The following is a 26,455-nucleotide window of genomic DNA, read 5'->3' as shown; positions in this document are numbered from 1 at the left end:
TGCTGCATCTTTATGGATGCAGCAATCTTGGCGCCGGATGTTCGAACGTTACCCGTCCATCCTTCATGCCCCAGACCGGGCGACTGATTTCGGAAACCACCTGTGCCCGGCTTTGCGCAGGTAATGCAATAAAGGTCGCAGCCCCGCCAATCATGATTTCGGTTGGCCGCCCCAGAAGCTTTGCCGGGCTATCGGCAACCATCGCAAAGCACATTTCAAGTTCCTCGGTCGTGCTCAGCTGACTGACATTGGCATAAAGATTTGCCATCCGTGATAACGAGCAATCCCCGAACGGCGTGAACGGGTTCAGGACATTGTTGGTTGCGATGGTACAGCACACACCCGCACGCACCAGACTGTGCGCCGGGGCGACACCCCGCGGGACCGAATGTTCGCAATTACGTCCGGTCAGGAAAAGATCAGTCGATGGCAACACCGTCAACCCAATCCCGGCCTGTCGCATCAGGGCGGTTGTATTAGCCAATTGATCCTTGGGCAGGACGGACAATTTGGTCACATGACCAATCATCACGCGCCCTTGCCAGCCAAAGGCAATCGTCTGACGCGCGACTTCATCCAGATGTCGCCATGTCGGGTCGAGATCGAAATCCAGATGAAAATCCAGATCGACATCATAATCGCGCGCCATTTCAAACAGGCGTTTGATCTGTCCGACCGGATCGCTATCCATATAGGGGCAGCCCCCCAAAAGGTCCGCACCGTTATCAAGTGCTTCACGCAGAAGCTCCTCGGTCCCCGGATAATTCAGAAGACCTTCCTGCGGGAAAACGCAAATCTCGACATCCATCGCCCATGCATAGTCGTGCTTCAGGCGTTTGATCGCCCGAAAGCCGGCCAAACCGATACCCGGATCGATTTCAACATGGGTCCGGATGGCGTTCGTACCCTGTGTGACGGCTTTCTCAATGACTTTCGCCCCGCGGGCATAAACATCATCTTCGGTAAAGCCGCTTTTGGCCTTTGCAACAGCACTTATTGCGCCTTGCAACGTACCGCTTTCGTTTTTGGCACGATCAAGAATGCAGGCCTTGTCGAGATGCAGGTGACTTTCAACAAAACCACCGGTCAGAAGATTGCCACCGGCGTCAAAGGACGGTGCCTCGCTCGCAATCGATGCCGCAATACCGGCGATTATTCCATCCTTTATCACAATATCAAGAAGACCGGTTTCGCCATGCAGGCAGGCGTTCCTAACCACATAATCAAGCATGCTCGCTGATCACCTTTTCATTTTTGGACTGATCCGCACCACCGAGATACGCATCAATCAATCGTTCATCTTTCAGAAGATCTTTGGCGCTGCCTTCGGCAACGACCTGTCCCTGTTCAAGGACATAGGCATAATCGGCAACCGACAGCGCCATGGTCGCCATCTGATCCACCAGAAGGATCGTGACCCCGTCATCGCGTAATTCACCCAGAATGGTATAAAGTTCTTCGACCATGGCTGGGGCCAGACCAAGGGATGGCTCATCCAGAAGCAACGCCTTCGGTTTGGCCACAAGTCCGCGCGCGATGGCCATCATCTGCTGTTCCCCCCCCGACAGAAGACCAGCCTGACTGTTGATCCTGTCACGCAGTCGCGGGAAACGGGTCAGGATGGCTTCAAGTTCGTCACGGTTGACCGGTTTGGGTTGTTTGTAAGCCCCCAGTTCGATGTTTTCACGCACCGTCAGTTCGGGGAAAACCTGCCGTCCTTCGGGCACAAGGACCAGTCCCTGTTCGACGATCTGATGTGGCGCCAGATTATGGATATATTCGTCATTCAGAATGATGCTGCCTGAAACAGGGCGCAGCAATCCCGAAAGCGCCATCAGGAAGGTCGATTTTCCTGCCCCATTGGCCCCAAGCAACGCCACCATTTCCCCCTGCCGGACCTTGATATCCACCGACTTCAATACCGGGGCCGCCCCATAACCGGCCGTCAATCGCAGTGACGCGATAACCGGTGTTTCGCTGGTCACAAGTGGTGTCGGTCTTGGATGCGCCTTGCTGTTGCCATCGCCAAGGTAGGCGGCGATGACACGCGGATTTTTCTGAACGTCCTGCGGATTGCCAAGGGCAATCGGTGTTCCGGCATCAACCGCCAGTATCAGGTCCGAAATGCCCATGACCATTTCCATGTCATGTTCGACCAGAACCACCGCAATCCCGGCATCCGCCAGCTTGCGCAGCAATTTGGCAAGTGCAACCTTGTCGGCATGCATCAAACCCGCGGCCGGTTCATCAAGCAGAAGGACTCCGGGCTTGGTCGCAAGCGAGCGGGCGATTTCGACCAGACGCCGATCCACATGTGGCAAATCACCCGCACGTGCATCAGGATCACCAAGATATCCGCAAAACTGTAAAAGCCCCGCTGCGAAATTGCGATTTTCATCCGATGCGATACGTGAAAATGGCGCCCCGAACCGGCCCAATGAAATGCCCGCAATCACATTGTCGACCACCGACATGTTTTCAAACAAACGGGTCGCCTGATAGGTGCGTGCAATGCCGTTACGCGCGGCAAAATCGGTAGCCTTGCCTGCGATATCACGATCACCGATGCGAACGGCTCCCTCGGTCGGTTTGTAAAACCCGCTGATGATGTTCAGTAACGTCGTTTTACCGGCACCATTCGGCCCAATGATTGATGTCACCTGCCCCGGTCGGGCCGTGAAGGACACCTGATTAACTGCCTTAACACCACCAAAGGCAATCGATACATCATCGACCAGCAAACCATCGGATTTGGGATAATCGGCCAGCCCGGCTTCGATCTTTTCGGGGGGAACCGGTGTCACCTTCTGCCGCGCCAGCGGTATGAAACGGGCAATCGTGCCGACAATGCCGCGCGGCGCAATCAGCAGAACCGCAACAAGAAGTGCACCGAAAATCAGCAACCGGTATTCGGCGAAGTCCGAAAGCAGCTCCGGCAGCAGGACGGAAACAGACGCCCCAACCAACGGCCCCAGAACGGTTCCGGCCCCGCCCAGAATAACCGCAAACAGATACAGGATGGATTGGCTGAGCGGGAAGTTTGACGGTGCGATAAACATCATCAACGGTGCAAACAACGCCCCCGCTAATCCGGCCATTGCCGCCGCAATGGCAAAGCCCGATGCCTTGACCACAAAGGCATTATAACCAAGCGAACTTGCAGCGATTTCCGCATCCCGCATGCTGGTCATTGCCATGCCCCAGCCACTAACCGCCAGACGCCGGAATGCCAGAAGTGCAATGCCGCCGAGCAACACACACAGCATGACCAGATCACGTTCAGAAAAAACATATGATCCGATCTGCGGCATCGGGAAACCCATCAAACCGTTTTGCCCGCCGGTCAGGTCACGCCATTCAATCGCGCCATGTTCAACGATAAAGGCAAAGGCAATCGTGACCATTGCCAGAAATGGCCCTGCCATCCGCACGGCCGAAATCGCCAATAAACATCCGGCAATCCCGCCAATGATGGTGGCCGCCAGCAAACTGACCCAGAAGTTAAGCCCGGCAAGCGTCAGGATCGCACTGGCATAGGCCCCGATGGCAAAGAAGCCAACCTGCCCTAGCGAGACCAGCCCGGTCAGACCATAAAGCACGTTCAGGCCCACCGTCAGAATGACGGTCATCGCCACCAGCCCGATAATGAACTGCGTATAGCCGCCAGTGAACAATACGGCGACAAGTCCCCCGGCCATCGCAGCAACAATGACGCTGTCGAGTGCTACCGGCTTGTTCAGTTTCGGGATCGGATTTTTGAATTTCACGGGCAGTTTCATCCCTACACCTTCTTGATGGCAGCACGGCCAAACAGGCCGCTTGGCTTGATCGTCAGAACCGCGATCACCAGTGCAAAGACAACGATGAAAGTATAGGACGAACCGAGATAGGTGGTCACAGCGGCCTCGACCATCCCATAGATGAACCCGGCCAGCATAACGCTATAAGCCGATGTCATGCCGCCCAGAATGGCAACAGCAAAAGCCTTCAGGCCAAACAGCGTTCCCATGTCTGAATGCACGGAAAAAAGCGGTGCGATCAAAAGTCCGGCACACCCGGCCAGCATTGATGATATGGCAAAGGATCCGGTCACCATGACCGTGGTGTTGATCCCCATAAGCTTCGCCGCCGTCTGGTTTTGCACAACGGCCAGCAACGCCCGGCCCTGTCGGGTATGACGAAACAGCGCATGCAATCCCAATGCGACACCAATTGCTGCAATCGGGATCAGGATTTGTTGCGGATAAACCCCGGTGCCAAGAATATTCCAGCTGTCTTCCACAAGAACCGATGGCAAGGTTCTGGGTTCATTTCCGAAGGTAAACAGCACCGCGTTATCAAGCAAAATACCGCCTGCCACGGTTGCCATCAGCCACGCTTCGGAATTGCGAACCGCAAACGGACGGACAAGGAAAAATTCAACAAGAACCCCCATCACGCCACAGCACAGAATTGCCAGCGGATAACCCAAAATCACCGGCATTCCATATTGCTGACAGAAAACAAAACCCAAAACAGCCCCAAGCATGACCATGCTGCCTTGGGCAAAATTGACTTTGGATGAAACCGAATAAGTGATCTGAAAGCCAAGCGCGATCAGGCCATACATGCTGCCCAAACCGATACCGGTAATAAGGGCGGCCATTAACAAGGTCATTGCAAACTATCCTTTGCACGAAACCGCAGCAAAATGGCGCGCGGTTTCCCTGCGGCCACAACAGGTAAGGCAGGGCCGCAGGGAAAATCGGAATCAGTCAGTGATCGGAATGATTTCGCCTTCGACAAACTTCGCGAAGGTGTAGTCTTCCGGACCAAGCGCATCCTGATCATCCGGGGTGAAAGGCTTGTCATAGGTTTTGATCATGCCTTCGATCCCGCTGATCTCGTACATTGCCTGCCGAACAGCCGGGCCTTCGGTCGAACCAGCCTTTTCGATAGCTGCGGCAATCAAAAGGGTCGCGTCATAGGCATTGGCGATACCGGTTGCCGGGGTAACGTCGGCCAGCGTTTTGATTTCCGGGAATTTTTCCTGAAGCTTTACAAACATCGGGCTTGAGGCATCGGTAAAGAGATAGGTCTGGATGAAATGAACCTTTTCGCCACTGGCACCGGCAAGTTCGGTAAAGCGACCCCCAGCCGGCCCCCAATGCGATGAAATCGGAACATCCCAGCCCATGCGATCAAGCGATTTAACGACCTGTGCGGTCGGGGCCACGTTGGCAACCACAAACAGGGAATCTGCCCCGTTTTCCTTAAGGCGTGTCAGCTGCGGGACAACATCAACATCGTTTGATTCAAACTTTTCAATCCCGGCATTGGGCATGCTGCGTTTTTCTAGCGCCTTTAGAAGCCCCTTCTCATTGGACTCCCCCCACGGGTTGTTGATCAGGATCATGCCCGGCTTTTTGGCACCGTATTTCTTGACCAGATATTCGGTGATCGCTTCGTCGACATATTCATCCACGGCGGAGACACGGAAAACATAGTTTTCTTCCGCACCGTTTTTGGTGATCGGCGTACCGGCCGCCCACGGGCCGACAAACGGAATTTTCTGCTGATTGGCAAACGGCACTATGGCAAGCGATACAGGCGTATCAAGACCACCGATCAGGGCAGCAACCCTTTCGCGCTGCGCCAATTCACGCGCCGCGACAAGGCCCTTTCCCGGGTTGCTTTCATCATCACGCGACACAAGTTCCAATGGCTTGCCAAGGACCCCACCCTCGGCATTGATCTTGTCAATCGCAAGGGTAATGCCACGCGTGATGGCCTCACCCGACTTGGCCGACTGGCCACTCAGGGCTGCGACAAGACCAAGCTTCACGGTATCCTCGGCACGTACAGCGGTAACCGGCAATGCGCTGGCAAGCATCAGTACAGCAGCTGCCCCCAAAAGCGCGGCACGCCGTGTCAGTTTCGGGATAGGCGAATAAACAGACATGTGAGACTCCCTGATTATTTTGAAGTGCCTGTTGGCCTTCGCAGTGCAGCAAGCCACGTGCCAAGAATCAAAATCGTTTTAATTCAATGCATTATCAGATTTCATCCCAGACTCCCAAATTGGATTGCCTCATGTATACGCAAATTGCATGCAATTATTGCATAAAATTAGTGCATGCAAAAAATCTGCCGCCGTATTATGCTGATCAAAGATCAATCGCACGAAACGAGGATACAAGATGACCGCCACTCTTGCTCCGGATGCTCCGGAACTATTGTCACCCGACGCTCAGATTGTGCGCGATTTTCTGGACGCATCGATGAAGCCCGATCCGGAAAAGGCCGCGACCTATATGTCGGACGATGTTGTCATCACGTTTACCGACGGCGCCAAATACGACCACCCGTCGGGCACAACCGCCTTTAACGCGGCACGTTATAAATGGGTGAAAAAGAAGTTCGGGCAGTTCGACGTCGCACCGGGAAAGACCGAAACCGTGGTTTACAGTGTGGGCACGCTATATGGCGAATGGCCGGATGGAACACCGTTCGACGGCAACCGCTATGTTGACCGCTTTGTCATTCGTAACGGCAAGATCGTCAAAATGGATGTCTGGAACGAAAGTGCGGAACGCATTCTGATCCGTCAGGGTACAAGGGCCTGATCGGGTGCCACAGCTTTTACGGTCGGATGCACCTCCGTGTGACGGTCTATTCCTGACCGTCACGCACTTTGCGTGCATAGGGCTCAAGCGCATCAAGATACACAAGCGGCCCGGCTTCCTTGCGCGTGATCAGCGCCCGGTCAGCAACCGCCGTCAGATGCGATCGCATCAACTCACGCGCCTTTTCCTCGTCCCCGCAAGCAAGGGCATCAATAATCTGGCGGTGTTCCTGAATGCCGCAATCGGTGGAATGCGGCCGCGCATAAAGCGACAATGTCAGTCCGCAGCGATAGCCGATCTCTTCGACGTAACGCAACAAAACCGGGCTTCCGGCCAGCTTTGCCAGAAGGATATGAAACTCGGTCGCAAGCCGGATCGAAATCGGCTCGGACGCATGTTCGGCTTCAACTTCCTTGGCAAGATGGGCTTCAAGTTCCGCAAGCTTTTCCGGGGTCATTTCCTTGATCACACGGCTGATCACAAGGTCCTCGATCTGGGTACGCAACTCGAATATATCGCGGGCTTCTTCAAGGCTTGGCTTGGCCACCATCGCCCCTCGATTGCGCCGCAGTTCCACAAGCCCTTCGGCCGCAAGCCGTTCAAGCGCCTGACGGATCAAAGTGCGACTGACGCCGAACCGTTCACCAAGGGAATCTTCGGGCAGCTTCATACCGGGCAGCAGAACACGTTCAAGAATGGCGGACCGCAATGCCGAACTGATCAGTTCATTGCGATGCTTTGCTTTATCAGAAGCCTTCATAAGATCCCGGCAACAATGATGATGAATGCAACTCTGTATAGTCGATTGCATGCAATTGCGCCACCGCCGATCCACACAATCTGATCGTTCATTTCCAGCCCAACCATCCATTACGAAAGACGCCGATATGAGTGCTGCCAACATTTCCACACCCTATCGCGCGATGGTCACAAGCCCGAGTATCGCCGCCAGCGAGGCAGGCGCCCAGGTCCTGCGTGATGGCGGCACCGCAATCGAGGCCGTTGTGGCCACCGCATCGGTTCTCGCCGTGACATATCCGCATTTTTGCGGCATCGGCGGCGATGCCGTCTGGATGGTTGCCGACAGAACCGGCAAGGTTTCATCGTTCCTTGGCATCGGACAGGCCGCGCTTGATGCCAAATGTGATGCGGGCGTCCCCATTGCGTTGCGCGGACCGGCATCAACCCTGACCACGGCCTGCACGGTCGATAGCTGGCAACACGCGCTTGATCATTCGGCGCGCAATTGGGGCGGAACGCGCAAGCTTGCCGATCTGATCGAACCGGCGATTACGCTGGCCGAAAATGGCTTTCCTGTCAGCAAATCACAATGTTTCTGGCTGGATTTCCGAAAAGATGATTACCGCAACTGGCCGGGATTTGCCGATATCTTTGCTCCGAACGGCCGCACCCCCAAAGCAGGTGACACATTTATCCAGCCATACCTTGCCGAGAGCCTGAAACTGATTGCCAAAAATGGTGCCCGCGATTTTTACGAAGGCGAACTGGCTACCCGGATTGCCAAGGGCCTTGGCAAGGTCGGCTCTCCGATCCGGGCGCGCGATCTGCAATTGACCCGCACCCGGACGGCAGATGCTGTTTCGCTAGAATATGGTAACGTTACGCTGTTTGCCCCGCCCGCACCGACGCAGGGGTTGGCAACCTTGATGACCATGGGCATCCTGCGTGAATTGGGGACCAAGTATTGGGATGAAAGCAATCCGGACCATTTCCATCTGGTGGTAGAGGCCATCAAACGCGCCTTTCTGGAACGTGATCGGATCTGTGATCCTGACGGCACGAACCTTGATTTCAGCGATATGCTTGGAGCTGACACGCTGCGCAAAAATGCCGCCGATATTGCAACAGATCACGCAATGGAATGGCCGCACCCATTCCGCCATGGTGATACTGTTTTTCTTGCAGCAACAGACGCACAGGGTAATTGCGCCAGCGTTCTGCAAAGTACCTATTTCGATTGGGGCAGTGGCGTAGTCGCGGGCAATACCGGCATTGTCTGGCAAAATCGCGGTGCGGCATTCAGCACAATCGACGGCCATCCCAACCAGCTTAAACCAGGCAAACGACCGTTTTATACATTGAACCCCGGTCTGGCTTTGCGGAACGGCAAACCCTGCCTGCTTTACGGAACGCAGGGTGCTGACGGGCAACCACAGACACTGGCCATGCTGTTGACCAGATTGATTGATTTCGGATTATCCCCGGCTGACGCCCTTGCCCGCCCGCGGTTCCTTCTGGGGAAAACATTTTCTGATTCGCGTGACAGCCTGAAACTCGAAGCAGACGCCGGACCTACCGTATTTGCCGAACTGAAAAACCGTGGTCATATCCTGCGCGAGATAGAGGCACAAAGTGCCCTTGCCGGACAGGCCGGCATCATCCGGATCGCGCCTGACGGCAATGTTGACGGTGCCCATGATCCACGTAGCGACGGGGCCGCCATCGGCATCATTTAATTCCCCCGCAACCCTCCTCTAAAAAGCATCCCGACGACGTTCGGGCCGGAAATTTTCCGCGCCCGGGTTTTTCGCCCTGTTTCAAAGGCTTCGCATTTATGCCGTTGCCTTGGCATGGTCTGCCACCGGATATTGTATAAATTTACCCCTCGACTCTTCAAAAAGAGTCCGGTAGCGTATGATTAATCGATTAACCAGTTAATCAATGTTGCCAGATCACATCTTTTGGATGTTTGACGGGGGTATTAAGTGGCTTCACCGCGTTCCGGACCGAATATGAGCATGATTGCTGACGCCTTGGGCGTGTCTTCGGCAACTGTATCGAACGCGCTTTCGGGGAAAGGCCGGGTATCGACCGACCTGGTCGATAAAATCCGCAAGAAGGCCGACGAACTTGGTTATGTGCCCAGCAATGCGGGCCGTGCACTGCGAACGGGCCGATCAAATGTTCTGGGGCTTGTCCTTCCAGATATTTCCAATCCGCTGTTCCCGCAAATTGCGCAGGCCATGGAAGCGGCGGCATCAAATGTCGGATATGGGGTTCTGATTGCGGACTCGCGTGGCAAGGTCACCACCCAGACACAGGCCATCAGTCGCCTGATCGAACGAGGTGTTGATGGTCTGGTCGTCATTCCGCGTCGTGGCACACGGATCGGCGATGTTGGATGTCCTGTCGCAATGGTCGATACCCCTTCAACACCGGGCAACACCGTTTCGGCGGACCATTGGGAAGGCGGGGCGAAGGTTGCGCGCCATCTGGTCGATCTGGGGCATAAGAATTTTCTTCTGATCGGGCATGATCCGGCATCGAATGTGCAGAATGACCGGATCGGCGGCATGAAATCGGCCCTTGGTCGCAATACCCGTCATACGACGGTCTGGCTTGAAACATTGATGCACGAACGTGGCGAACGGGCATCGCTTGGCCTGATTGACCACGTTAAAAACGGCGTCACGGCGATTGCCGCCGTTTCGGATTTGCATGCCCTTCGCGTTCTGACCGAATTGCAGACCGCCGGGATCAAGGTCCCTCAGCAGGTCAGCGTGACCGGTTTTGACGATCTGATTTTTTCCCCCGTGGTGACCCCTTCGCTAACCACGGTGCATATGGATATGGCCCGGATTGCCGAGCTGGCCATCGCCGCCCTTGTCCGTGAAATCGAACAGGGCAAATCCACCGTTCAAAGTGGCAAGACGGCAAGACAGACCGTCACCGCCGATACGTCGAAGGTTTCGATGGAACTGATGGTCCGCGCGTCAAGCGGACCGGCGGCTTCCCCTGACGCACCCTTCCCAACCGGAGAAACGCTGTGATGCCGATCAAAAAACTGCTTATGGCTTCTGCTGCCCTTTTGCTGTCCGTAAGTGCGGCAAAGGCCCAGGAAAAGACCCTGACCATTTCGGTCTATGGTTTCGCACAGGATGAATTCAAGGAACTCCTGTACGACCCGTTCGAAGAAAAATGCGGTTGCGAACTGGTTGTCGAAACCGGCAACTCGGTCGAACGTCTCGCCAAAATCGAAGCCAACAAAGCCGATCCGGTCATCGACCTTGCGGTTATTTCCATGCGCGATGCACTGGCCGCTGCCAAGGATGGCCTGACCGACAAGATCGATACGTCGAGGCTGTCGAACTTTGACAAGCTTTACGACATTGCCAAAGACCCGAATGGCGATGGCATGAGTGTTGGTTACACCTTCTATGCCAGCTCGATCGCCTATCGTTCTGACAAGATGACAGTCGAAAGCTGGTCGGACCTTCTGGCTGATGACGTGGTTGATCATGTCGCCCTTCCGAACGTCACGACCACACAGGGCCCGCTGACCCTTTATATGCTGGGCAAGGCACTTGGCGATGAAGACCCGTCGCTGAAAACCCCGATTGCCGCCGTTGGCGAAAAGAAGGACGAGATCGTCACCTTCTATGTCCGTTCATCGCAGTTGGTTCAGTTAATGCAGCAGGAAGAAATCTGGGCCGCACCCATCGGGCGTTTTGCATGGTCCGGTTTTTCGAAAATGGATTTGCCGATCAAATGGGCAACCCCGAAAGAAGGCCAGTCCGGTGGCATGAATGTCATGGTCCTGACCAAAGGCAGCAAGAACCGCGATCTTGCGCTTGAATTCATGGATTTCTGGCTTTCGACCGAAATCCAGACGGCATTGGCCGAAAACCTTGTCGACAGCCCGGCAAACAAGGACGTCAAGGTTTCCGACGAGATTGCCGAAAACCTGACCTATGGGGCCGATACCGTTGCCAATCTGCATCTGATCCCGTCACAGGTTGCCATCGACAATCAGGAAACCTGGTTGTCGGAATGGAACAACAAGGTCGGCCAGTAATCGCCACCATGATCATTATCGGATCGGGGCCTCCTCTCATTTACCCCGATCCGGCGGGCCTTGCTCGCGCCACCACTTATTGACTTTAACCGACGACAAGGTTGCCGAGATGTTTCAGAACCGGGCCGAAGCCTTTGCGCTGGTCCTCCCTGCCGCGATCTTTGCCGCTGTGGTCTTTCTGGCCCCGGTTCTGATTCTTCTGTCCGAAGGTTTTCGGTCGGGCGATAGCTGGACGATACAGGCCTATATCGATTTCTTCTCCCAGTCGCTTAATCAGACCGTCTTTTTGCGCACGCTTAAACTTGCGGCACTGGTCACGGCAGCCTCCGCCGTGATCGGCTATGCCGCGGCCTTTGCAATCGTGAACCTGCCGCCAAAGGGCAAGGGCCGGATTACAGGGCTCGTTGTGTTGCCACTGATGATTTCACCAGTAGCACGCACATATGCGTGGCTGGTGATCCTTGGCCGGACCGGTTTTGTGAACAAGGCACTGGTTGCTGTCGGGCTATCGGATGAACCGATCCGTTTCCTGTTCACCGAAACAGCCGTTTTCATCGGGTTGCTGCAACTGTTTCTGCCGCTGATGATCATTTCACTCATCAGTGCGCTTGAAAACATGCCGCGCGATGCGGTGCCAGCTGCTCGCGTTCTTGGCGCCAACTGGTTGCAGGTTTTCACGAAAGTCATCCTGCCACTAACCAAAGAGGGCCTTGTGATCGGTGGCACGCTGGTCTTTACCGGATCCATGACCGCCTATATCACCCCGGCCATTCTGGGCGGTTCCAAGGTTTTGATGCTTGAAACCCTACTGTATCAGCGCGTGACTGTTGCCAATGATTTCGTATCGGCCAGTGTGATCGCCCTGATCCTGATCGTCATGGCATTTGCGGCCAATCTTCTGCTCAAACGCCTTGCCACCGCGAGGAACAAGCAATGACCAACAAGCTGTTTTCCCCGATCATTCTTTTACTGGTACTGGCCTTTCTGATTGGTCCGTTCCTGATCATTATCGCGGCATCGCTGTCGGCCGGCGAAACGCTTGCCTTCCCGCCGCAGGGACTATCCCTGCGCTGGGTGCTGAAAGTCTTCGAGGTCGAAAGCTTCCGTGCGAGTTTCGGCATCTCGATGTTTCTTGCCATCGGCGGCACGCTTGCCGCCCTGATCCTTGGCATTCCGGCAAGTTATGCGCTATCGCGCTACAAGGTCCCCGGTGCTGAAACCATCCGGACCATCGTATCGTCACCGATCATTGTGCCGGGCATCATTGTCGGTCTGGCACTGTTGCGTTACTTCGTCGTACCTTTCAATTTCGGCATTCTGTTTGCACTGTTTCTGGCGCATACCGCGCTGATCCTGCCCTATGCGGTACGCGTAGTGTCGGCCAGCCTGAACAATTTGCGATCCGACATTGAAGAAGCCGCCGTGCTTTTGGGGTCGTCGCGGATTGGTGCCTTTTTCCGCGTGGTGATGCCAAATATCCGTGGCGGTATTCTTGCTGCCTTCATTCTTGGCTTTGTCACCAGTTTCAATCAGGTGCCGGTTTCCCTGTTTTTGTCCGGGCCCGGTGTCCGAACCCTTCCAATCGACATGCTCGCCTATATGGAAATCACCTATGACCCGTCGGTCGCAGCCCTGTCCGCGCTGCTTGCCTTCATGTCGCTGGGCATTGTCTTTCTGGCCGAACGTTTCCTAGGATTTTCCCGCTATGTCTGATGCCCGCTTTCTCTGTCTTGAAAAACTGACCCTGTCTTACGGTAAAAATGTTGCCGTACCGGAAATGGATCTTGATATCGGCAAGGGAGAACTGGTTGCCCTACTTGGCCCGTCGGGCTGCGGCAAAACCACCACCATGCGCGCCATTGCCGGGTTGATGGAGCCGTCATCGGGCAAGATCATCCTTGATAATGTCGACATCACCCGGACCCCCGCCAACAAACGCCCGGTCGGGCTGGTGTTTCAGTCCTATGCCCTGTTCCCGCACCTTAACGTCTATGAAAACGTTGCCTTTGGCCTGAAGCTGATGGGAGTTCGCGGCAAGGGACTGGACGACAAGGTTCAGGAAGGCCTTCGTACTGTCGGGCTGTCCAAATTCGCCACCCGCAAACCCGCCGAGCTTTCCGGCGGCCAGCAGCAGCGCGTTTCACTGGCGCGTTCGATGGTGATGGAGCCCAAGGTGCTGCTTCTTGACGAACCGCTATCAAACCTTGATGCCCGTCTGCGCCTTGAAATGCGGACCGAATTGCAGCGCGTGCAAAAGGAAAGCGGTGTCACGATGATCTTCGTCACCCACGATCAGGTCGAAGCCCTTGCGATGGCGGACCGGATTATCGTGATGCTTGATGGTCATATCGAACAGATCGGAACACCAGAAGATATCTATTACCGCCCTGTTTCCGATTTCGTTGCGGACTTTGTCGGGTTTGAAAATGTCTTCGCGCTTGAAAACGGCAAACTTAAAACCGCAACCGGGGCTGTCGAACTGTCGGGCACGGCCCCTCTTGATACCAAAGGCCTTGCCTGGCGCCCGTCCATGGTCACCCTTGGCGATGGGCCGTTCGAGGGCACGATACGCGGTACGTCTTTTGCCGGTGGAACACGGGAGTATCTGCTTGATACCCCGCTTGGCCCGATCAAGGCGGAATGCGATGCCAGCCTTCCGGCCCATGAATTCAGTTCTGTCCTGAAATTCGATCTGCCTGTATCGCGGGCCGCATCCCTATCGCGCGTCGGGAGCCTCTGATGGGACTGTGGATCGACACCGATATGGGCTTTGACGACTTGGTCGCCGTGCTGGTTGTCATCCATGCCGGAAAGCATATCGACGGGATGTCGCTGATTGCCGGGAACTCCCCTCTTGAGCGCGTGCGCATTAATGCTGCCAGTGCCGCGCGCCAGTTTGACTGGGATTTCAAAATCTATACCGGTCGCGAAACGGCGGTTATGGGTGGGCTTGAAACCGCCGAACGGATTCTTGGGCCCCTTGGCATGCAATCAAGCGGCGTACATCTTCCCGATTGCCGCCCGATTGCAGAATGCAGCGCGTTCGACGGTCTTTGTGACTGGCTTGAAAGCAAATCCGGACCGAATGACGAACGCCATATTCTGGCCCTTGGCCCGCTTGGCAATATTGCATCGCTGGTTCTGGCCCGGCCTGATCTGGCGCGCAGAATCGACTGCGTGACCTGGATGGGGGGCGCCGTAACGCGCGGCAATCACACCGCCCTCGCCGAATATAATGCCTTTGCCGACCCCGAAGCGGTCGCCATTACCCTGTCCCATCAGGTGCAATTGCGCATGGTTGATCTCGACCTTTGCCGACGGGTGCTTGCCACCCCGGATGATGTTGCACCTATCCGCAATGCTGGTGGGAAAAATGCGGGGCTTCTGGCCGATCTGAGCGAAGGATACATCAATATCGCCCTGTCACGCGGGCGCGATGCGATGGCGGTTTTCGATCCTTGCGCAGCGGTAGCGGTGATTGATGAAGATGCGATCAGCTTTGCTGATGCACATATCGAAATTGACACCAGCCAAGATCCTTCGCGCGGGCAAACCATTATTGATCCCCGCCCGACCGCGATCAAAAACGCGCAATATGCCGTTTCTGTTAACACGGAACGTGCGTGCGACCTGATCTTTTCAGCCCTCAAGGCGGAAGCAGCGAAATGAATAATCGCACGACAGAACCCGGCGATCTAACCTGCCATAAATTGCGCACACGTGCCGTCGCCGCCGCACGCGGCGATGAACCGTTCGATATCCTGATTACCGGTGGCAAGCTTGTCGATATGGTGACCAGTGAAATCCGCAAGGCCGATATCGGCCTGATCGGTCCAATGATCGCAAGCGTCCATGAACCGGCAACCAGAAGCGACGCCCGCAAGATCGTCAGTGCCCGGGGCGGTTATGTCAGCCCCGGCCTGATCGACACGCACATGCATATCGAAAGTTCGATGGTCACACCGGCGATCTATGCCGAAACGGTCGTTGCCCGCGGCGTCACGACAATCGTCTGGGACCCGCATGAATTTGGCAATGTGCGGGGGCTTGATGGTGTCCGCTGGGCGATTGATGCAACACGTGACCTGCCATTACGTGTTCTGGTTCTGGCACCGTCCTGCGTTCCCGCCGCCCCCGGCCTTGAAATATCCGGTGCTGATTTTGACGGTGAGGCCATGGCCGAAATGCTGTCCTGGCCAGAAATCGCCGGGGTTGCCGAAGTCATGAATATGCGCGGCGTGATTGATCGCAATCCCCGCATGACCAACATCATGCAGGCAGGTCTTGCATCGGGGAAACTTGTCTGTGGTCATGCCCGTGGCCTTGAAGGACCCGATCTTGCCGCCTTTATGACGGCGGGTGTCAGTTCAGACCATGAACTGGTTTCAAACGATGATCTGATGGCAAAACTGCGAGCCGGTCTTGCGATTGAAATGCGCGGATCGCACGACCACCTTCTGCCGAGCTTTGTCGAGACGCTTAATGAGTTGGGTTTCCTGCCGCAAACCGTCACGCTTTGTACCGATGACGTATTCCCCGATGACCTGTTTCATGCTGGTGGGCTTGATGATGTGGTGCGTCGGCTGGTCCGTTATGGCATGAAGCCCGAATGGGCGTTGCGGGCGGCAACCCTGAATGCCGCGATGCGCCTTGGCCGTTCCGATCTTGGTTTGATTGCTGCCGGACGGCGTGCAGATATTGTCATCTTTGACGACCTGACCGATTTCAGGGCACGCCAGGTTATTGCAAATGGTGAAATCGTCGCCGGGGTCGGTGAAATGGCATCACGGGCGGTTTCGATTGATCCCGCCCCCCTGTCTGACACCATGAAGATGGATGTCCTGACCATCGATGATTTTCGTGTTCCTGCATCCGGGGATCGCGTCCGGATCGCCACCATTGACCGGCCACGCTTTACTCGCTGGGCAACAGACGACGCCGATGTCAAAAACGGCTATGTGGTGCCGCCTATGGGCACGACCATGATCGCCGTTGCCCATCGCCACGGAAAGGCAGACAGCAAACCACGCGTCGGCTTTCTGACCGGATGGGGTGACTGGAAAGGTGCCGTTTGCACCACCGTCTCGCATGACAGCCACAATGTTACGGTGTTCGGTGGCAATCCGCGCGATATGATGGTTGCCGCCAATGCCGTCATCCGTGCCGGTGGCGGTATGGCGGTCGCATCAAACGGCAAACTTGATGCGCTTCTTCCGCTGCCACTTTGTGGGTTGGTGTCCGACGCACCGATGGATCATGTTGCGCAGCAATTTGCCGATATCCGAACCGCGACAGATGCAATTGTCGACTGGCAACCGCCCTATCTGGTTTTCAAGGCCCTGTTCGGCGCTACATTGGCCTGCAACCCCGGCCCGCATCAAACCGACCGTGGTATCGGCGATGTCACGACGGGGCAGCTTTTGACCACACCGGTTCTGGAAATCATTTAGACCGCAAAATCTCCCGCCATATCCATCGCGATATAGTGAGGTATTGCGGTGTCACTTTGCTCCGTTCGATAACGCAAAATAGCTAGGCTGATAATTGATCCGCAGTAAGCGGTCATACAGCCGGCGAAATGTTTCGTCGGGATCAAATCGGTAAACAGGTCCGGATGGAACCATTTTGGCATATGCTTGATCGCAAAGAACTGGGATAAAGTCACGCGTCGATCTCGTGCCTGATGGCGGCATCTGCACCGTCCGACATTAGTATCGACAAGCGTTTAATCACGGCTTCACGCCAGAACAGGCTATCCTGCAACTGTTTGGGCATCCAGCCCTTAAGACCGGAAAGTTTTTCGTATATCGCGGTTGCATCCTGATGATCCGCCAGTGCTTCCATGATTTCGTTTGCACGCGGATCATTGAGCAGTTCAGCGGTTCCATCCTGTGCTGTATTGACGCGCTGGCAAATCACAGCCATCCATGCAGCAAAACAAAGGGCAAACGTACCGAGCATCTTGCTTTCCTGCGGCAGATCACAAGCCGGGGAGAAAATCCGCTGCGGGAGTTTTTCCGTGCCATCCATGGCAATCTGACGGGTTTCGTGTGCGATTTCGGGATTGCGGAAACGTTCGACCAATTCGGCCCCGTAATCGGAAAAATCAATCCCGGCAAGCGGTGCCATCGTTGCGGCAGCATTTTTCATATGTTGCGCAACAAGTTGCGAGAAGGCCTCATTTGCCATTGCGTCACGAACATAGCGGTAATCACCGACTTGCCCCAAATAGGCGATCAGGGAGTGGCTGCCGTTAAGCATACGAAGTTTCATAAGTTCGTATGGCTCGACATCGTGAACCAGAATCGCACCGGCTTCTTCCCAGGCGGGCCTGCCATCAGGGAAATCATCCTCGATAACCCACTGCGAAAAGGGTTCGGTTTCAATCGCAGCCGGATCGTCGATTCCGGTCAAAATTTTGGCATCTTCAAACGTGCGAGCTGCCGCCGCTGGCGTAATCCGGTCAACCATCGTCGAGGGGAAGGAAACATTTTCCTCGATCCAACCTGCCAGATCCGGGTCGACACGCTTGGCAAAGTCAATCACACCGCTGCGCAACAACACTCCGTTCGATGGCAGGTTATCACAGGAAACGATTGTAAACGGTCGAATGCCGGCCTGTTTGCGGCGCTTCAGCCCGGCGACCAAGATCCCGAGAAGCCCGGTTGGCGTGGTGGAATTTGCCAGATCATGTTTCACAGCCGGATGTTCCGCCTGAACCGCCCCCAACACCCGATCAATGCCATATGCCTTTTCGGTGACCGTGATGGTCACGATCCCGATTGCCGGATCGGTAAGCGCGTCCAAAACCGGTGCAATATCACGCGAAGCCGCAATTGCCTTTGACAGGCTGGTGATCCTAAGGGCTTTGGGGCCGTCGGGATGACGTTCAATCACCGTAAAGGCGCAGTCCTGCGCATTCAAGGCATCGACAATGTCAGTGCTGCGCAAACTGACACCGATAATGCGCCAGTTCCCGCCTTTGGCCTGCATCGCCACGTCGGTATAAACCGCCTGATGGGCCCGGTGGAAGGCACCGATCCCGATATGCACGATACCGGCCGTTGCCCTATCTGCATCGGGTGCAGCAGCGGAACTATCGGAAGATGTCATTTTGGGACCCCAAGCAAATCAAACCTTGCCGAAAGTGCCGTCATCACACCGCGCAACTCGGCAAGGCCTTTGAGGCGCCCAATCGCCGGATAACCCGGCTGTCCCTTGCGGTTCAAGTCATCAAGAATATCCTGCCCATGATCCGGACGCATCGGAATGTTCCAGTCAGCACGTCCCGCTGCTTTGCGACGTGCCTCTTCGCGCAGGATTTCCTCGATCAGATCGACCATGTTGGTATCGCCATCCAGATGCTCCGCCTCATGGAAGCTGCATGGCAGACCTTCGCTTTCGCGTTTTGTATTGCGCAGATGAATGAAATGCACACGGTCACCCAAGCGTTTCATCATCCCCGGCAAATCATTTTCCGGATGTACACCCAGCGACCCGGAACATAGCGTTATGCCATTTTCCGGAAGATCCACCGCCTGCATGATGTAGGCATAGTCGGCCTCGGTCGACATGATCCGCGACAATCCCAAAAGGGCAAAGGGCGGATCGTCGGGATGGCAGCACATGCGAATACCAACCTCGCGTGCGACAGGTACGACTTCCTCAAGGAAGGCAACCAGATTGCCACGAAGCGTATCGGCATCAATATCGGCATAGGTTGCAAGCAACGCACGCAAATCATCCAGCGAGAGATTCTCGACCGAACCGGGCAAGCCGAAGGCAACCGTCCGTTCAAGTTCACTACGGCGATCTTCGGACATTTGTGCGAAACGACTTTTTGCATCCGCAACAATTGCGGCCGGATAATCATCGGCAGCACCATCGCGGTTCAGAATGAACAGATCAAATGCAACAAAGTCGACCAGATCAAATCGCATGCAGGTTGCGCCGTTTGACAGACGCCAGCTCAGATGGGTTCGGGTCCAGTCAAGAACCGGCATAAAGTTATAGCAAACGATGCTGATCCCGGAATCGGCAAGGTTACGCAGGCTTTGCTTGTAGGCTGCGATATGATCGCGCCACGGGCCTACCTGCCGTTTGATCGATTCGGAAACCGGAAGACTCTCGACGACATCCCAGGTAAGGCCCGAAGGCGCCCCATCCTTCATGGTCGCGATTTCGGCATGACGTTTGGCAATCTCATCCGGCGTCCAGACAGCACCACTTGGCACATGATGAAGGGCGGAAACCACGCCATGTGCGCCAGCCTGGCAAATATCGTCAATGCTGACCAGATCGCGCGGGCCGAACCATCTCCAGGTTTGTTTCATGTGTTTCTCTCTGTATTGGCGTGGTGTCTTCAACACCGACTATAACGGTTAGGAATAATATCACGTCATAATTTTGTTGACTAGTATGGTAGTATGCATCATGACTCAGAAAAGCAAGGAGAGATTGATGGGCGATCCCGAACAAAATGACTGGGAAATCACACACGATCAGGCCGTAGGCCCACAGATCCATCGCATTATTCGCGAACGGATCGTGTGCACGGATCTGCTTCCCGGCGTGCGCCTGTCCGAAGCCGAACTTGCCAAACATTACAATGTCAGCCGCCAACCCGTCCGCGAGGCCTTCATCAAGCTTGCCGACGAAGGCCTTTTGGAGGTTCGCCCGCAACGCGGAACCTATGTCCGAAAGATTTCCGTCGCCGCCGTTCTTGATGCGCGTTTTGTCCGCGAAGCCATCGAGGCCGACATTGCCCGTTTCGTCGCAACCAAGCCCGATGATGCATTTCTGGCACGCCTTGAACAACTGATCACCGATCAGCGCCAGGCGATGGAAGGCGATGCGCGTGCATTCCTTAAACTGGATCATGATTTCCATCGCTGCCTCGCAGAAGCGGCAGGCAAGACATACGCATGGAAGGTCGTTGAGGATGTTCGCGCCCAGCTCGACCGAGTGCGCTACCTCAGTTACTTCCAGTTTCCGATGAACGAGATCATCGAACAGCATATCCGAATTGTTTCCGCGATCACATCCCGTGATCCCGAAGCAGCCAGCGCAGCCATGCGTGAGCACCTCCGTGAGATTCTGCATACGCTGCCTGATATTGCCCGCTCCAGAACGGAGCTTTTTGACAACGCAAATTCCACGTTGTCGCCCTAAGGCATCAACCGAACAGGGAGGAAAAGATGCTTAAAAAAACGACCAAGAAACTGATGATCGCCGGTGTAGCCGCCATGATGATGGGTAACTCTGCGATTGCCGCAGAAATAACCCTGAAACTTGGTCATCTCGCCAATGAACAGAATGCCTGGCACAAAGCTGCCGTGAAGTTCGGCGAGGAACTTTCGACCCTTACCGACGGCCGTATTGATGTGCAGGTCTTCCCCAACGAAACACTCGGCAAGGAAATCGACCTGATCAACGGCATGCAGCTTGGTTCGGTCGACATGACCATTACCGGTGAAAGCCTGCAGAACTGGGCACCGATGGCGGCCCTTCTGGCTGTTCCGTATGCCTATCAGACGCTCGAAGACATGGATGCCGTTGCCAGTGGTGAAATCGGCGACAAAATCGAACAGCAGATCGTCGAGAAAGCCCGCATCCGCCCAATTGCCTATTTTGCCCGCGGCCCGCGCAACCTGACGTCAAATCGCGAAATCAAAAGCCCGGATGATCTGAACGGCCTGAAACTGCGCGTTCCGAACGTTCCGCTTTTTGTTGATGTCTGGAAATCGCTTGGCGCGCAACCGACACCGATGGCGTTCTCGGAAGTCTTTACCTCGCTTCAGGCAGGCACCATCGACGCACAGGAAAACCCGCTGGCGCTGATTGATTCGGCAAGCTTCAACGAAGTGCAGAAATTTGTGAACAAGACCGAGCATGTCCGTTCATGGATTTATCTGACCATTTCGGAAATCACCTGGGGCAAACTGTCAGATGCCGACAAGGAAGCCGTCATGGAAGCCGCAAAACGGGCGCAGGCATATGAGCGCGACCTGTTTAGCGCTGATGAAGAACGGTTGACGAAGGAACTTCAGGCAAAGGGCATGACCTTCGTTGAAGTCGACACGCAGGCCTTTGCCCAAAAAGCAAAAGACGCTGTTCTTGCAAATGTTTCCGACGAAATCCGTCCTGTCGTCGAAGACCTTTTCGCAAACTGATTGCTACCGGTTCGGTTGCGTACGCGCGACCGAACCTTTTTTCGACGGGGAAGTAACGTGCTTTCTGCCAGATTATACGCATCCATCATTGCACTTTGCCGGATCGGAACCGGTGCCGCTTTCGGCATTCTGATCGGCACGGTCCTGATACAGGTTGTGTCGCGAACCTTTTTGACCAGTTCACCGGTATGGACCGAAGAACTCACGCGTCATGCGCTGCTGTTTCTTGCGGCTTTTGGCGTCGGGCTGTCTTTTCGCAATGGCGAACTGGTTAATGTCGACATCGTTTGCGAAATGCTGCCTTTGCGTATTCAGCGGGCATTGATGTTCATCTCGGCCGGGCTGACGGCGGCATTTTGCCTGATACTGCTATCCCCTGCGTGGATGTTTGTTTCAATCGGTGTTCTTCAAACTTCACCCGCTTTAGGCGTCCGGATGGACTTCATTCACGCCACCGTTTTCATTCTTCTTGCCGTTCTCGGCCTTTTCGCGGTCCTGCGGATGATACGTGTCATCGCCGGGGCTTCTGACGGAAAAGCTGAAGATACGACGAAGGACTTCCCATGAGCCTCGCAATTTTACTTGGCGTTTTTGCCCTCGGCCTCGTCATCGGCCTTCCGGTCGCCGTGACGCTGGGTCTGTCCTCGCTGTGCTATTTGCTGCTGGAAGGCATTCCTCTTGTTGTGATCCCGCAAAAAATGTTTGCCGGGATGGATGTATTTGTTCTGCTTTGTATTCCGGGCTTTATCCTTGCCGGGAACCTGATGAATGGCGGGGGGATTACACCGCGTATTGTGCGGTTCGCCAATGCGATGGTCGGATGGATGCGGGGTGGCCTTGGCCTGACCAATGTTACCGGTTCCATGCTGTTTGGGGGCATTTCCGGAACAGCTGTTGCCGACGCGGCATCAATCGGCGGCATGATGATCCCCGGCATGGTCCGCGCCGGATACACTCCTGCTTTTTCGGCCGCTGTTACGGCGGCATCATCAACGGTCGGGCCGATCATCCCGCCAAGCATGCCCATGATCATCGTTGGTGCATTGTCTGGCATTTCTGTTGGCAAGATGTTCATTGCGGGTGCTATTCCCGGCATCCTGATGGGTCTTGCAATGATGGTGACCTGCTACATCATCGCGGTCCGACGCAATTTTCCGCACCAGCCGTGGCAGGGATTTGGTGAACTGGCCCGATCCTTCGTCGGCGCCTTCTGGGCACTTGCCATGACGGCCCTGATTGTCGGCGGTTTGCTGAGCGGCATCGTCACCCCGACTGAAACCGCAGTCATTGCCAGTATCTATGCCCTGATTGTCGGCTGTTTCATTTATCGCGAACTGCCGCTGCGCAAGGTTCCGAAAATCATCATCGACAGCGCGGTGACCGCCGCCGCCATTCTTGCGCTTGTCGGTTTGGCAAACGTGTTTGGCTGGATCCTTGTTTCCGAACGCATCCCGCAGATGATTTCAAACGCGGTATTGTCATTCACAGATAACAAATATGCCGTGATATTGCTGATCAATCTGGTTCTGCTCATTGTCGGCATGTTCATGGAAACGATTGCGGCATTGATCATCCTGTTTGTGCCACTTCTGACCCTTGCCACCAATGTCGGTGTCGATCCTATCCATTTCGCGGTGTTTGCGGTTCTGAACCTGATGATCGGTTTGACGACCCCGCCGGTAGGCATTTGCATGTTCATCTGTGCGAACATCGCCAAAGCCCCGGTGACCACGGTTATCAGGGCACTGATGCCGTTCCTTCTGACCAATATCCTGATCCTGTTCCTTGTTTCCTATATCCCGGCGCTGTCAACCTGGCTGCCGTCCCTGATGGAGTAATGAATGCAAACACGTGTTTGCCGTCTGTATGGCCAAGATGATCTTAGGATCGATACCGAAGCAACCACCGCCCCTATTGGTGACGAAGTCCTTATCCGTGTAGGTGCCGGTGGTGTGTGCGGTTCGGACATGCATTACTATTTCGAAGGCGGGATTGGTCAAATCCGCGTGCGAGAACCGATCATTCTTGGACATGAGGCCGCGGGTACCATCGTTGCACTTGGCCCGGATGTAAACGGTCTGGCCGTCGGGCAAAAGGTTGCAATCAACCCAAGCCATCCGTGCGGCACGTGCCGCTATTGCCTACAGAACCTGCAGCAGCATTGCCTGAACATGAAGTTCTTTGGGTCGGCAATGCCGATGCCCCATATTCAGGGGGCGTTCCGCGATCTGGTCAATGTGCGCAAAGGCCAGTGTTTCGTGATCAACGATCAAACCGATATCTGCAAGGCCGCCTGTGCCGAACCCCTTGCCGTATGCCTGCATGCAGTTGCACGCGCAGGTGATCTTGCGGGTAAGAAGGTTCTGATTACCGGTGCTGGTCCGATTGGCAGCCTTTGTGCGGCGGCCGCCAAACTTGCCGGTGCCAGCGAAATCGTTGTGACCGACTTGCAGGATTTTGCGTTGAATGTTGCAAAGCAGATGGGGGCAACCCGCACCATCAACATCGCCACGGCCGCCGACGACCTTAAACCTTATGAACAGGATAAGGGCCAGTTTGACGTTTGCCTGGAATGCTCCGCCGCCCCAGCGGCTTTGCGGTCCGCCATCAGCGTTTTGCGCCCGCAAGGCATCCTCGTTCAGGTCGGCGTTGCCGGCGAAATTCCGGTAGCGTTCAATCCGCTGGTCGCCAAGGAAATCACAATCACCGGCACCTTCCGTTTCCATACGGAGTTTGCCGAGGCCGTTCGCATGATCGATAGCGGTAAAATTGACGTAAGCCCGATCATCACCCAGACCTTCCCGCTTGAAACCGCCACAGAAGCCTTTGACGTGGCAAGTGATCGCAGCAAATCGGTCAAGGTTCAGTTGTCTTTCGCCAACTGAACCTGTTTCCTGTTTAGCCTTCTCTACATGATCAATCCGGATAGTTTAGAATACTGCTGCCACCCGAAAACCCAATCATCAACGATTGGGTTCGCAGGCAATGCCTTACCCGACATATCCGTCCTCAAGCGCAATACCATCAATACAACCACCGATAGGCTGGAAGATCAATATTCAACCCGTCTTGCCCATCTTCTCAAGATATGTCCGCCAACTGCCCAACTCGGTAATATCGGTGGCGCCATCCAGACCTGCGGCTTCGCACAAGAACCCTTTTTGGCGACTGCCATCTTCGAGTTCAACGGTACCCAGACACAGCGGTGATGGAATCCCGGCAAGGAAACCGCCGATTGCCGATTTGGGAACGGCCCATACCTCAACCTCGATTGATCCGCCGGTATCAGTATTGACCAACATACCGGGACGTTTGGGCGGGCCACCGGCCAAGGCATAGAAGCTGTATTTTGCGGCTGTCCTTGTTTTACGGATCAAGCGGGCCGCCCGTCCGGTCAATTCACCATTAAGCGGCAAGCCGGACATATGTGCCCCACAGACCACGAGCCCGATTTCATCTTCACCGATGACCGGTTCGGAATAGCGGATCTTGTCGCGGGTCCATCCTGTTGCGCCAACATCACCAGCCTCAAGCAAGGCTGCCAAGGATGCAACTTTCGCATCTTCACCTTTGCCTGCCAGAATTGTCAGACTGCCCGGACGCCCATCTTTGCGGGGGCCAGTCGGAACCGCAATGCCACACATATCAAGCAGGTTCACAAAGTTTGTATAGGTCCCCAAACGCGAGTTTGGTCCGATCGGGTCGGACGCGATGTCGTCCACCGTCACGAAATGCGGAATGGTCGGCACACAGATGGCATCAATCCCCGCCAACGCATTCTCACACTGACGCTGCAGGGCTTTTAGCCGGTAAAATCCGTTAAAAGCATCGACCGCAGTCAAATCCAACCCTGGCTCAAGAATGGCCCGTGTTGTTGGATGCAGGGTTTCCGGCTTTTCAGTCAGCCGTGAGCCGACCGCGGCAACACGTTCGGCCAGCCATGCGCCCTGATAAAGCATGCTTGCGACATCATAGAAGGGCGTAAAATCGATCTCTGTAATTTCGCAACCAAGTGCTGCAAGCTTCGCGACATCGCCATGAAAATGATCGCGCTGAATGTCGTCATCAAACGTCTCGAGAGTTCGAGCATCCGGCACCGCAACGCGCAAAGGAAGCGTTTTTGACAATCCACCCTTTTTGACGAAATTCCGGCTATAGGCATCCGCGGCGTCAAATTGTGCTGCAACATCAAACACGTCCCACGCGTCCGATACATTCAGGGCAAAAATTGAAACCGTATCCAAAGTCCGGCATGCCGGAACAACGCCTGTTGCAGACAGGGTGCCCAATGTAGGCTTCAGGCCAACAATGCTGTTAAGCGCGGCAGGTACACGGCCCGACCCCGCCGTATCCGTACCAAGGGAAAAACTCGCGATCCCGTGCGCGACCGCCACGGCAGACCCCGACGACGATCCACCCGGCACAATCGCAGGATCAATTGCATTAAGTGGCACGGGATAGGGGCTTCGGACCCCGACAAGACCGGTTGCAAACTGGTCCAGATTAGCCTTACCAAGACAGATCGCACCGGCAGCCCGCAATTGGGCAACAACAAAAGCATCTGACAGCGCGTCATATGCAAAATCTGGACAAGCCGCCGTTGTCGGCATCCCCATCACGTCAATATTGTCCTTGGCAATATAGGGAATGCCCCACAAGGGACGACCATCATAAGCACCAAGTTCCCCGGCCGCTGCCAACGCTTCATCACGCGCGGTATAAATCAGGATACCCGGGTCACCGGTCGCATCCAGACGACGAAATGCTTCTTCTACTACCTGCTCTGGACGCAAACCGGATGCGTATGCCTGCCGCAATGCGGCAAGTGTGAAGGGAAGATCAGCAATCATTTTGGTATTCCG

Annotated in this window: 23 protein-coding genes; 14 read left to right on the top strand and 9 right to left on the bottom strand. The window is 55.2% G+C overall.

All coding sequences use genetic code 11. From position 1 onward, the window contains the following. Nucleotides 1–10: 10 nt before the first annotated feature. The 4 genes from R1T41_RS10890 to R1T41_RS10875 form a co-directional block, all read right to left on the bottom strand. Nucleotides 11–1,231, bottom strand: a complete 1,221-nt coding sequence (locus R1T41_RS10890) for an amidohydrolase family protein (RefSeq protein ID WP_317341534.1) — start codon at nt 1,229–1,231, stop codon at nt 11–13. Continuing rightward, nucleotides 1,224–3,767 (bottom strand): ATP-binding cassette domain-containing protein, encoded by a 2,544-nt coding sequence (locus R1T41_RS10885; protein ID WP_317341533.1) that lies wholly within the window; start codon nt 3,765–3,767, stop codon nt 1,224–1,226. Before R1T41_RS10885 ends, R1T41_RS10890 begins: the two co-directional genes overlap by 8 nt. A 14-nt stretch (nt 3,768–3,781) precedes the next feature. Continuing rightward, nucleotides 3,782–4,657 (bottom strand): branched-chain amino acid ABC transporter permease, encoded by an 876-nt coding sequence (locus R1T41_RS10880; RefSeq protein WP_247742070.1) that lies wholly within the window; start codon nt 4,655–4,657, stop codon nt 3,782–3,784. 93 nt (nt 4,658–4,750) lie between these two features. Beyond that, nucleotides 4,751–5,941: an ABC transporter substrate-binding protein gene (locus tag R1T41_RS10875; protein WP_317341532.1), complete on the bottom strand. Its 1,191-nt coding sequence runs from the start codon at nt 5,939–5,941 to the stop codon at nt 4,751–4,753. 238 nt (nt 5,942–6,179) lie between these two features. Here R1T41_RS10875 and R1T41_RS10870 point away from each other — a divergent pair, with 238 nt between their 5' ends. Next, on the top strand, nt 6,180–6,605 hold the full coding sequence (locus R1T41_RS10870; protein WP_114111303.1) for a nuclear transport factor 2 family protein: 426 nt from the start codon (nt 6,180–6,182) through the stop codon (nt 6,603–6,605). Nucleotides 6,606–6,651: 46 nt separating this feature from the next. Here R1T41_RS10870 and R1T41_RS10865 read toward each other — a convergent pair whose 3' ends face one another. Then, a complete protein-coding gene (locus R1T41_RS10865; protein WP_062951512.1) occupies nt 6,652–7,365 on the bottom strand; it encodes a GntR family transcriptional regulator in 714 nt (237 codons plus the stop codon). Between the two features lie 127 nt (nt 7,366–7,492). Here R1T41_RS10865 and R1T41_RS10860 point away from each other — a divergent pair, with 127 nt between their 5' ends. The 8 genes from R1T41_RS10860 to R1T41_RS10825 all read left to right on the top strand — a co-directional run bounded on the left by R1T41_RS10860 (nt 7,493) and on the right by R1T41_RS10825 (nt 16,871). Then, complete coding sequence (locus R1T41_RS10860; protein WP_317341531.1) at nt 7,493–9,082, top strand: gamma-glutamyltransferase family protein; 1,590 nt, start codon at nt 7,493–7,495, stop codon at nt 9,080–9,082. Nucleotides 9,083–9,358: 276 nt separating this feature from the next. Continuing rightward, entirely contained in the window at nt 9,359–10,396 is a 1,038-nt protein-coding gene (locus R1T41_RS10855; protein WP_317341530.1) for a LacI family DNA-binding transcriptional regulator, read from the top strand. Next, nucleotides 10,396–11,421, top strand: a complete 1,026-nt coding sequence (locus R1T41_RS10850; RefSeq protein ID WP_317341529.1) for an ABC transporter substrate-binding protein — start codon at nt 10,396–10,398, stop codon at nt 11,419–11,421. The genes R1T41_RS10855 and R1T41_RS10850 overlap by 1 nt, the downstream gene beginning before the upstream one ends. 109 nt (nt 11,422–11,530) lie before the next feature. After that, on the top strand, nt 11,531–12,358 hold the full coding sequence (locus R1T41_RS10845) for an ABC transporter permease (protein WP_114111300.1): 828 nt from the start codon (nt 11,531–11,533) through the stop codon (nt 12,356–12,358). After that, nucleotides 12,355–13,134: an ABC transporter permease gene (locus R1T41_RS10840; RefSeq protein ID WP_037990613.1), complete on the top strand. Its 780-nt coding sequence runs from the start codon at nt 12,355–12,357 to the stop codon at nt 13,132–13,134. The genes R1T41_RS10845 and R1T41_RS10840 overlap by 4 nt, the downstream gene beginning before the upstream one ends. Then, the gene (locus tag R1T41_RS10835; RefSeq protein WP_317341528.1) at nt 13,127–14,161 is read left to right on the top strand and encodes an ABC transporter ATP-binding protein; all 1,035 of its coding nucleotides are present in this window, start codon (nt 13,127–13,129) and stop codon (nt 14,159–14,161) included. Before R1T41_RS10840 ends, R1T41_RS10835 begins: the two co-directional genes overlap by 8 nt. Then, nucleotides 14,161–15,090 (top strand): nucleoside hydrolase, encoded by a 930-nt coding sequence (locus R1T41_RS10830; protein WP_317341527.1) that lies wholly within the window; start codon nt 14,161–14,163, stop codon nt 15,088–15,090. The genes R1T41_RS10835 and R1T41_RS10830 overlap by 1 nt, the downstream gene beginning before the upstream one ends. Then, on the top strand, nt 15,087–16,871 hold the full coding sequence (locus R1T41_RS10825; RefSeq protein ID WP_317341526.1) for an adenine deaminase: 1,785 nt from the start codon (nt 15,087–15,089) through the stop codon (nt 16,869–16,871). The genes R1T41_RS10830 and R1T41_RS10825 overlap by 4 nt, the downstream gene beginning before the upstream one ends. Here the strand turns inward: R1T41_RS10825 and R1T41_RS10820 are convergent. Genes R1T41_RS10820 through uxuA form a run of 3 tightly spaced genes read right to left on the bottom strand, consistent with a single transcriptional unit; the run spans nt 16,868 to nt 19,754 of the window. Continuing rightward, entirely contained in the window at nt 16,868–17,086 is a 219-nt protein-coding gene (locus R1T41_RS10820) for a hypothetical protein (RefSeq protein WP_317341525.1), read from the bottom strand. The genes R1T41_RS10825 and R1T41_RS10820 overlap by 4 nt on opposite strands. After that, entirely contained in the window at nt 17,083–18,534 is a 1,452-nt protein-coding gene (locus R1T41_RS10815; RefSeq protein ID WP_317341524.1) for a mannitol dehydrogenase family protein, read from the bottom strand. The genes R1T41_RS10820 and R1T41_RS10815 overlap by 4 nt, the downstream gene beginning before the upstream one ends. Continuing rightward, the gene (gene uxuA, locus R1T41_RS10810; protein WP_317341523.1) at nt 18,531–19,754 is read right to left on the bottom strand and encodes a mannonate dehydratase; all 1,224 of its coding nucleotides are present in this window, start codon (nt 19,752–19,754) and stop codon (nt 18,531–18,533) included. The genes R1T41_RS10815 and uxuA overlap by 4 nt, the downstream gene beginning before the upstream one ends. A gap of 127 nt (nt 19,755–19,881) precedes the next feature. Here uxuA and R1T41_RS10805 point away from each other — a divergent pair, with 127 nt between their 5' ends. The 5 genes from R1T41_RS10805 to R1T41_RS10785 are packed head-to-tail and all read left to right on the top strand — an operon-like array spanning nt 19,882 to nt 24,478. After that, a complete protein-coding gene (locus tag R1T41_RS10805) occupies nt 19,882–20,592 on the top strand; it encodes a GntR family transcriptional regulator (protein WP_297015273.1) in 711 nt (236 codons plus the stop codon). Between the two features lie 26 nt (nt 20,593–20,618). Continuing rightward, the gene (locus tag R1T41_RS10800) at nt 20,619–21,593 is read left to right on the top strand and encodes a TRAP transporter substrate-binding protein (protein ID WP_062951529.1); all 975 of its coding nucleotides are present in this window, start codon (nt 20,619–20,621) and stop codon (nt 21,591–21,593) included. 57 nt (nt 21,594–21,650) lie between these two features. Next, nucleotides 21,651–22,160 carry a TRAP transporter small permease gene (locus R1T41_RS10795; protein WP_062951530.1) on the top strand — a complete coding sequence of 170 codons (510 nt, stop codon included), beginning with the start codon at nt 21,651–21,653 and terminating at the stop codon, nt 22,158–22,160. Further along, complete coding sequence (locus R1T41_RS10790) at nt 22,157–23,431, top strand: TRAP transporter large permease (protein WP_062951531.1); 1,275 nt, start codon at nt 22,157–22,159, stop codon at nt 23,429–23,431. The genes R1T41_RS10795 and R1T41_RS10790 overlap by 4 nt, the downstream gene beginning before the upstream one ends. A gap of 3 nt (nt 23,432–23,434) precedes the next feature. Further along, nucleotides 23,435–24,478 carry an L-idonate 5-dehydrogenase gene (locus tag R1T41_RS10785; RefSeq protein WP_317341522.1) on the top strand — a complete coding sequence of 348 codons (1,044 nt, stop codon included), beginning with the start codon at nt 23,435–23,437 and terminating at the stop codon, nt 24,476–24,478. Nucleotides 24,479–24,652: 174 nt separating this feature from the next. Here the strand turns inward: R1T41_RS10785 and atzF are convergent, their stop codons facing one another. Then, nucleotides 24,653–26,443, bottom strand: a complete 1,791-nt coding sequence (gene atzF, locus R1T41_RS10780; RefSeq protein ID WP_317341521.1) for an allophanate hydrolase — start codon at nt 26,441–26,443, stop codon at nt 24,653–24,655. Between the last annotated feature and the right edge of the window lie 12 nt (nt 26,444–26,455).

The sequence above is a fragment of the Thalassospira lucentensis genome, from assembly GCF_032921865.1.
In the GTDB taxonomy this organism is placed as follows: domain Bacteria; phylum Pseudomonadota; class Alphaproteobacteria; order Rhodospirillales; family Thalassospiraceae; genus Thalassospira; species Thalassospira lucentensis_A.
This window is presented reverse-complemented; position numbering and strand designations above follow the sequence as displayed.

Coding starts and splice junctions, on each gene's coding strand:
- R1T41_RS10790 (WP_062951531.1), top strand. CDS start 22,157: ATGAGCCTCGCAATTTTACTTGGCGTTTTTGCCCTCGGCCTCGTCATC.
- R1T41_RS10875 (WP_317341532.1), bottom strand. CDS start 5,941: ATGTCTGTTTATTCGCCTATCCCGAAACTGACACGGCGTGCCGCGCTT.
- R1T41_RS10840 (WP_037990613.1), top strand. CDS start 12,355: ATGACCAACAAGCTGTTTTCCCCGATCATTCTTTTACTGGTACTGGCC.
- R1T41_RS10855 (WP_317341530.1), top strand. CDS start 9,359: ATGAGCATGATTGCTGACGCCTTGGGCGTGTCTTCGGCAACTGTATCG.
- R1T41_RS10785 (WP_317341522.1), top strand. CDS start 23,435: ATGCAAACACGTGTTTGCCGTCTGTATGGCCAAGATGATCTTAGGATC.
- R1T41_RS10865 (WP_062951512.1), bottom strand. CDS start 7,365: ATGAAGGCTTCTGATAAAGCAAAGCATCGCAATGAACTGATCAGTTCG.
- atzF (WP_317341521.1), bottom strand. CDS start 26,443: ATGATTGCTGATCTTCCCTTCACACTTGCCGCATTGCGGCAGGCATAC.
- R1T41_RS10815 (WP_317341524.1), bottom strand. CDS start 18,534: ATGACATCTTCCGATAGTTCCGCTGCTGCACCCGATGCAGATAGGGCA.
- R1T41_RS10805 (WP_297015273.1), top strand. CDS start 19,882: ATGGGCGATCCCGAACAAAATGACTGGGAAATCACACACGATCAGGCC.
- R1T41_RS10845 (WP_114111300.1), top strand. CDS start 11,531: ATGTTTCAGAACCGGGCCGAAGCCTTTGCGCTGGTCCTCCCTGCCGCG.
- R1T41_RS10830 (WP_317341527.1), top strand. CDS start 14,161: ATGGGACTGTGGATCGACACCGATATGGGCTTTGACGACTTGGTCGCC.
- R1T41_RS10880 (WP_247742070.1), bottom strand. CDS start 4,657: ATGACCTTGTTAATGGCCGCCCTTATTACCGGTATCGGTTTGGGCAGC.
- uxuA (WP_317341523.1), bottom strand. CDS start 19,754: ATGAAACAAACCTGGAGATGGTTCGGCCCGCGCGATCTGGTCAGCATT.
- R1T41_RS10870 (WP_114111303.1), top strand. CDS start 6,180: ATGACCGCCACTCTTGCTCCGGATGCTCCGGAACTATTGTCACCCGAC.
- R1T41_RS10850 (WP_317341529.1), top strand. CDS start 10,396: ATGCCGATCAAAAAACTGCTTATGGCTTCTGCTGCCCTTTTGCTGTCC.
- R1T41_RS10800 (WP_062951529.1), top strand. CDS start 20,619: ATGCTTAAAAAAACGACCAAGAAACTGATGATCGCCGGTGTAGCCGCC.
- R1T41_RS10860 (WP_317341531.1), top strand. CDS start 7,493: ATGAGTGCTGCCAACATTTCCACACCCTATCGCGCGATGGTCACAAGC.
- R1T41_RS10825 (WP_317341526.1), top strand. CDS start 15,087: ATGAATAATCGCACGACAGAACCCGGCGATCTAACCTGCCATAAATTG.
- R1T41_RS10835 (WP_317341528.1), top strand. CDS start 13,127: ATGTCTGATGCCCGCTTTCTCTGTCTTGAAAAACTGACCCTGTCTTAC.
- R1T41_RS10890 (WP_317341534.1), bottom strand. CDS start 1,231: ATGCTTGATTATGTGGTTAGGAACGCCTGCCTGCATGGCGAAACCGGT.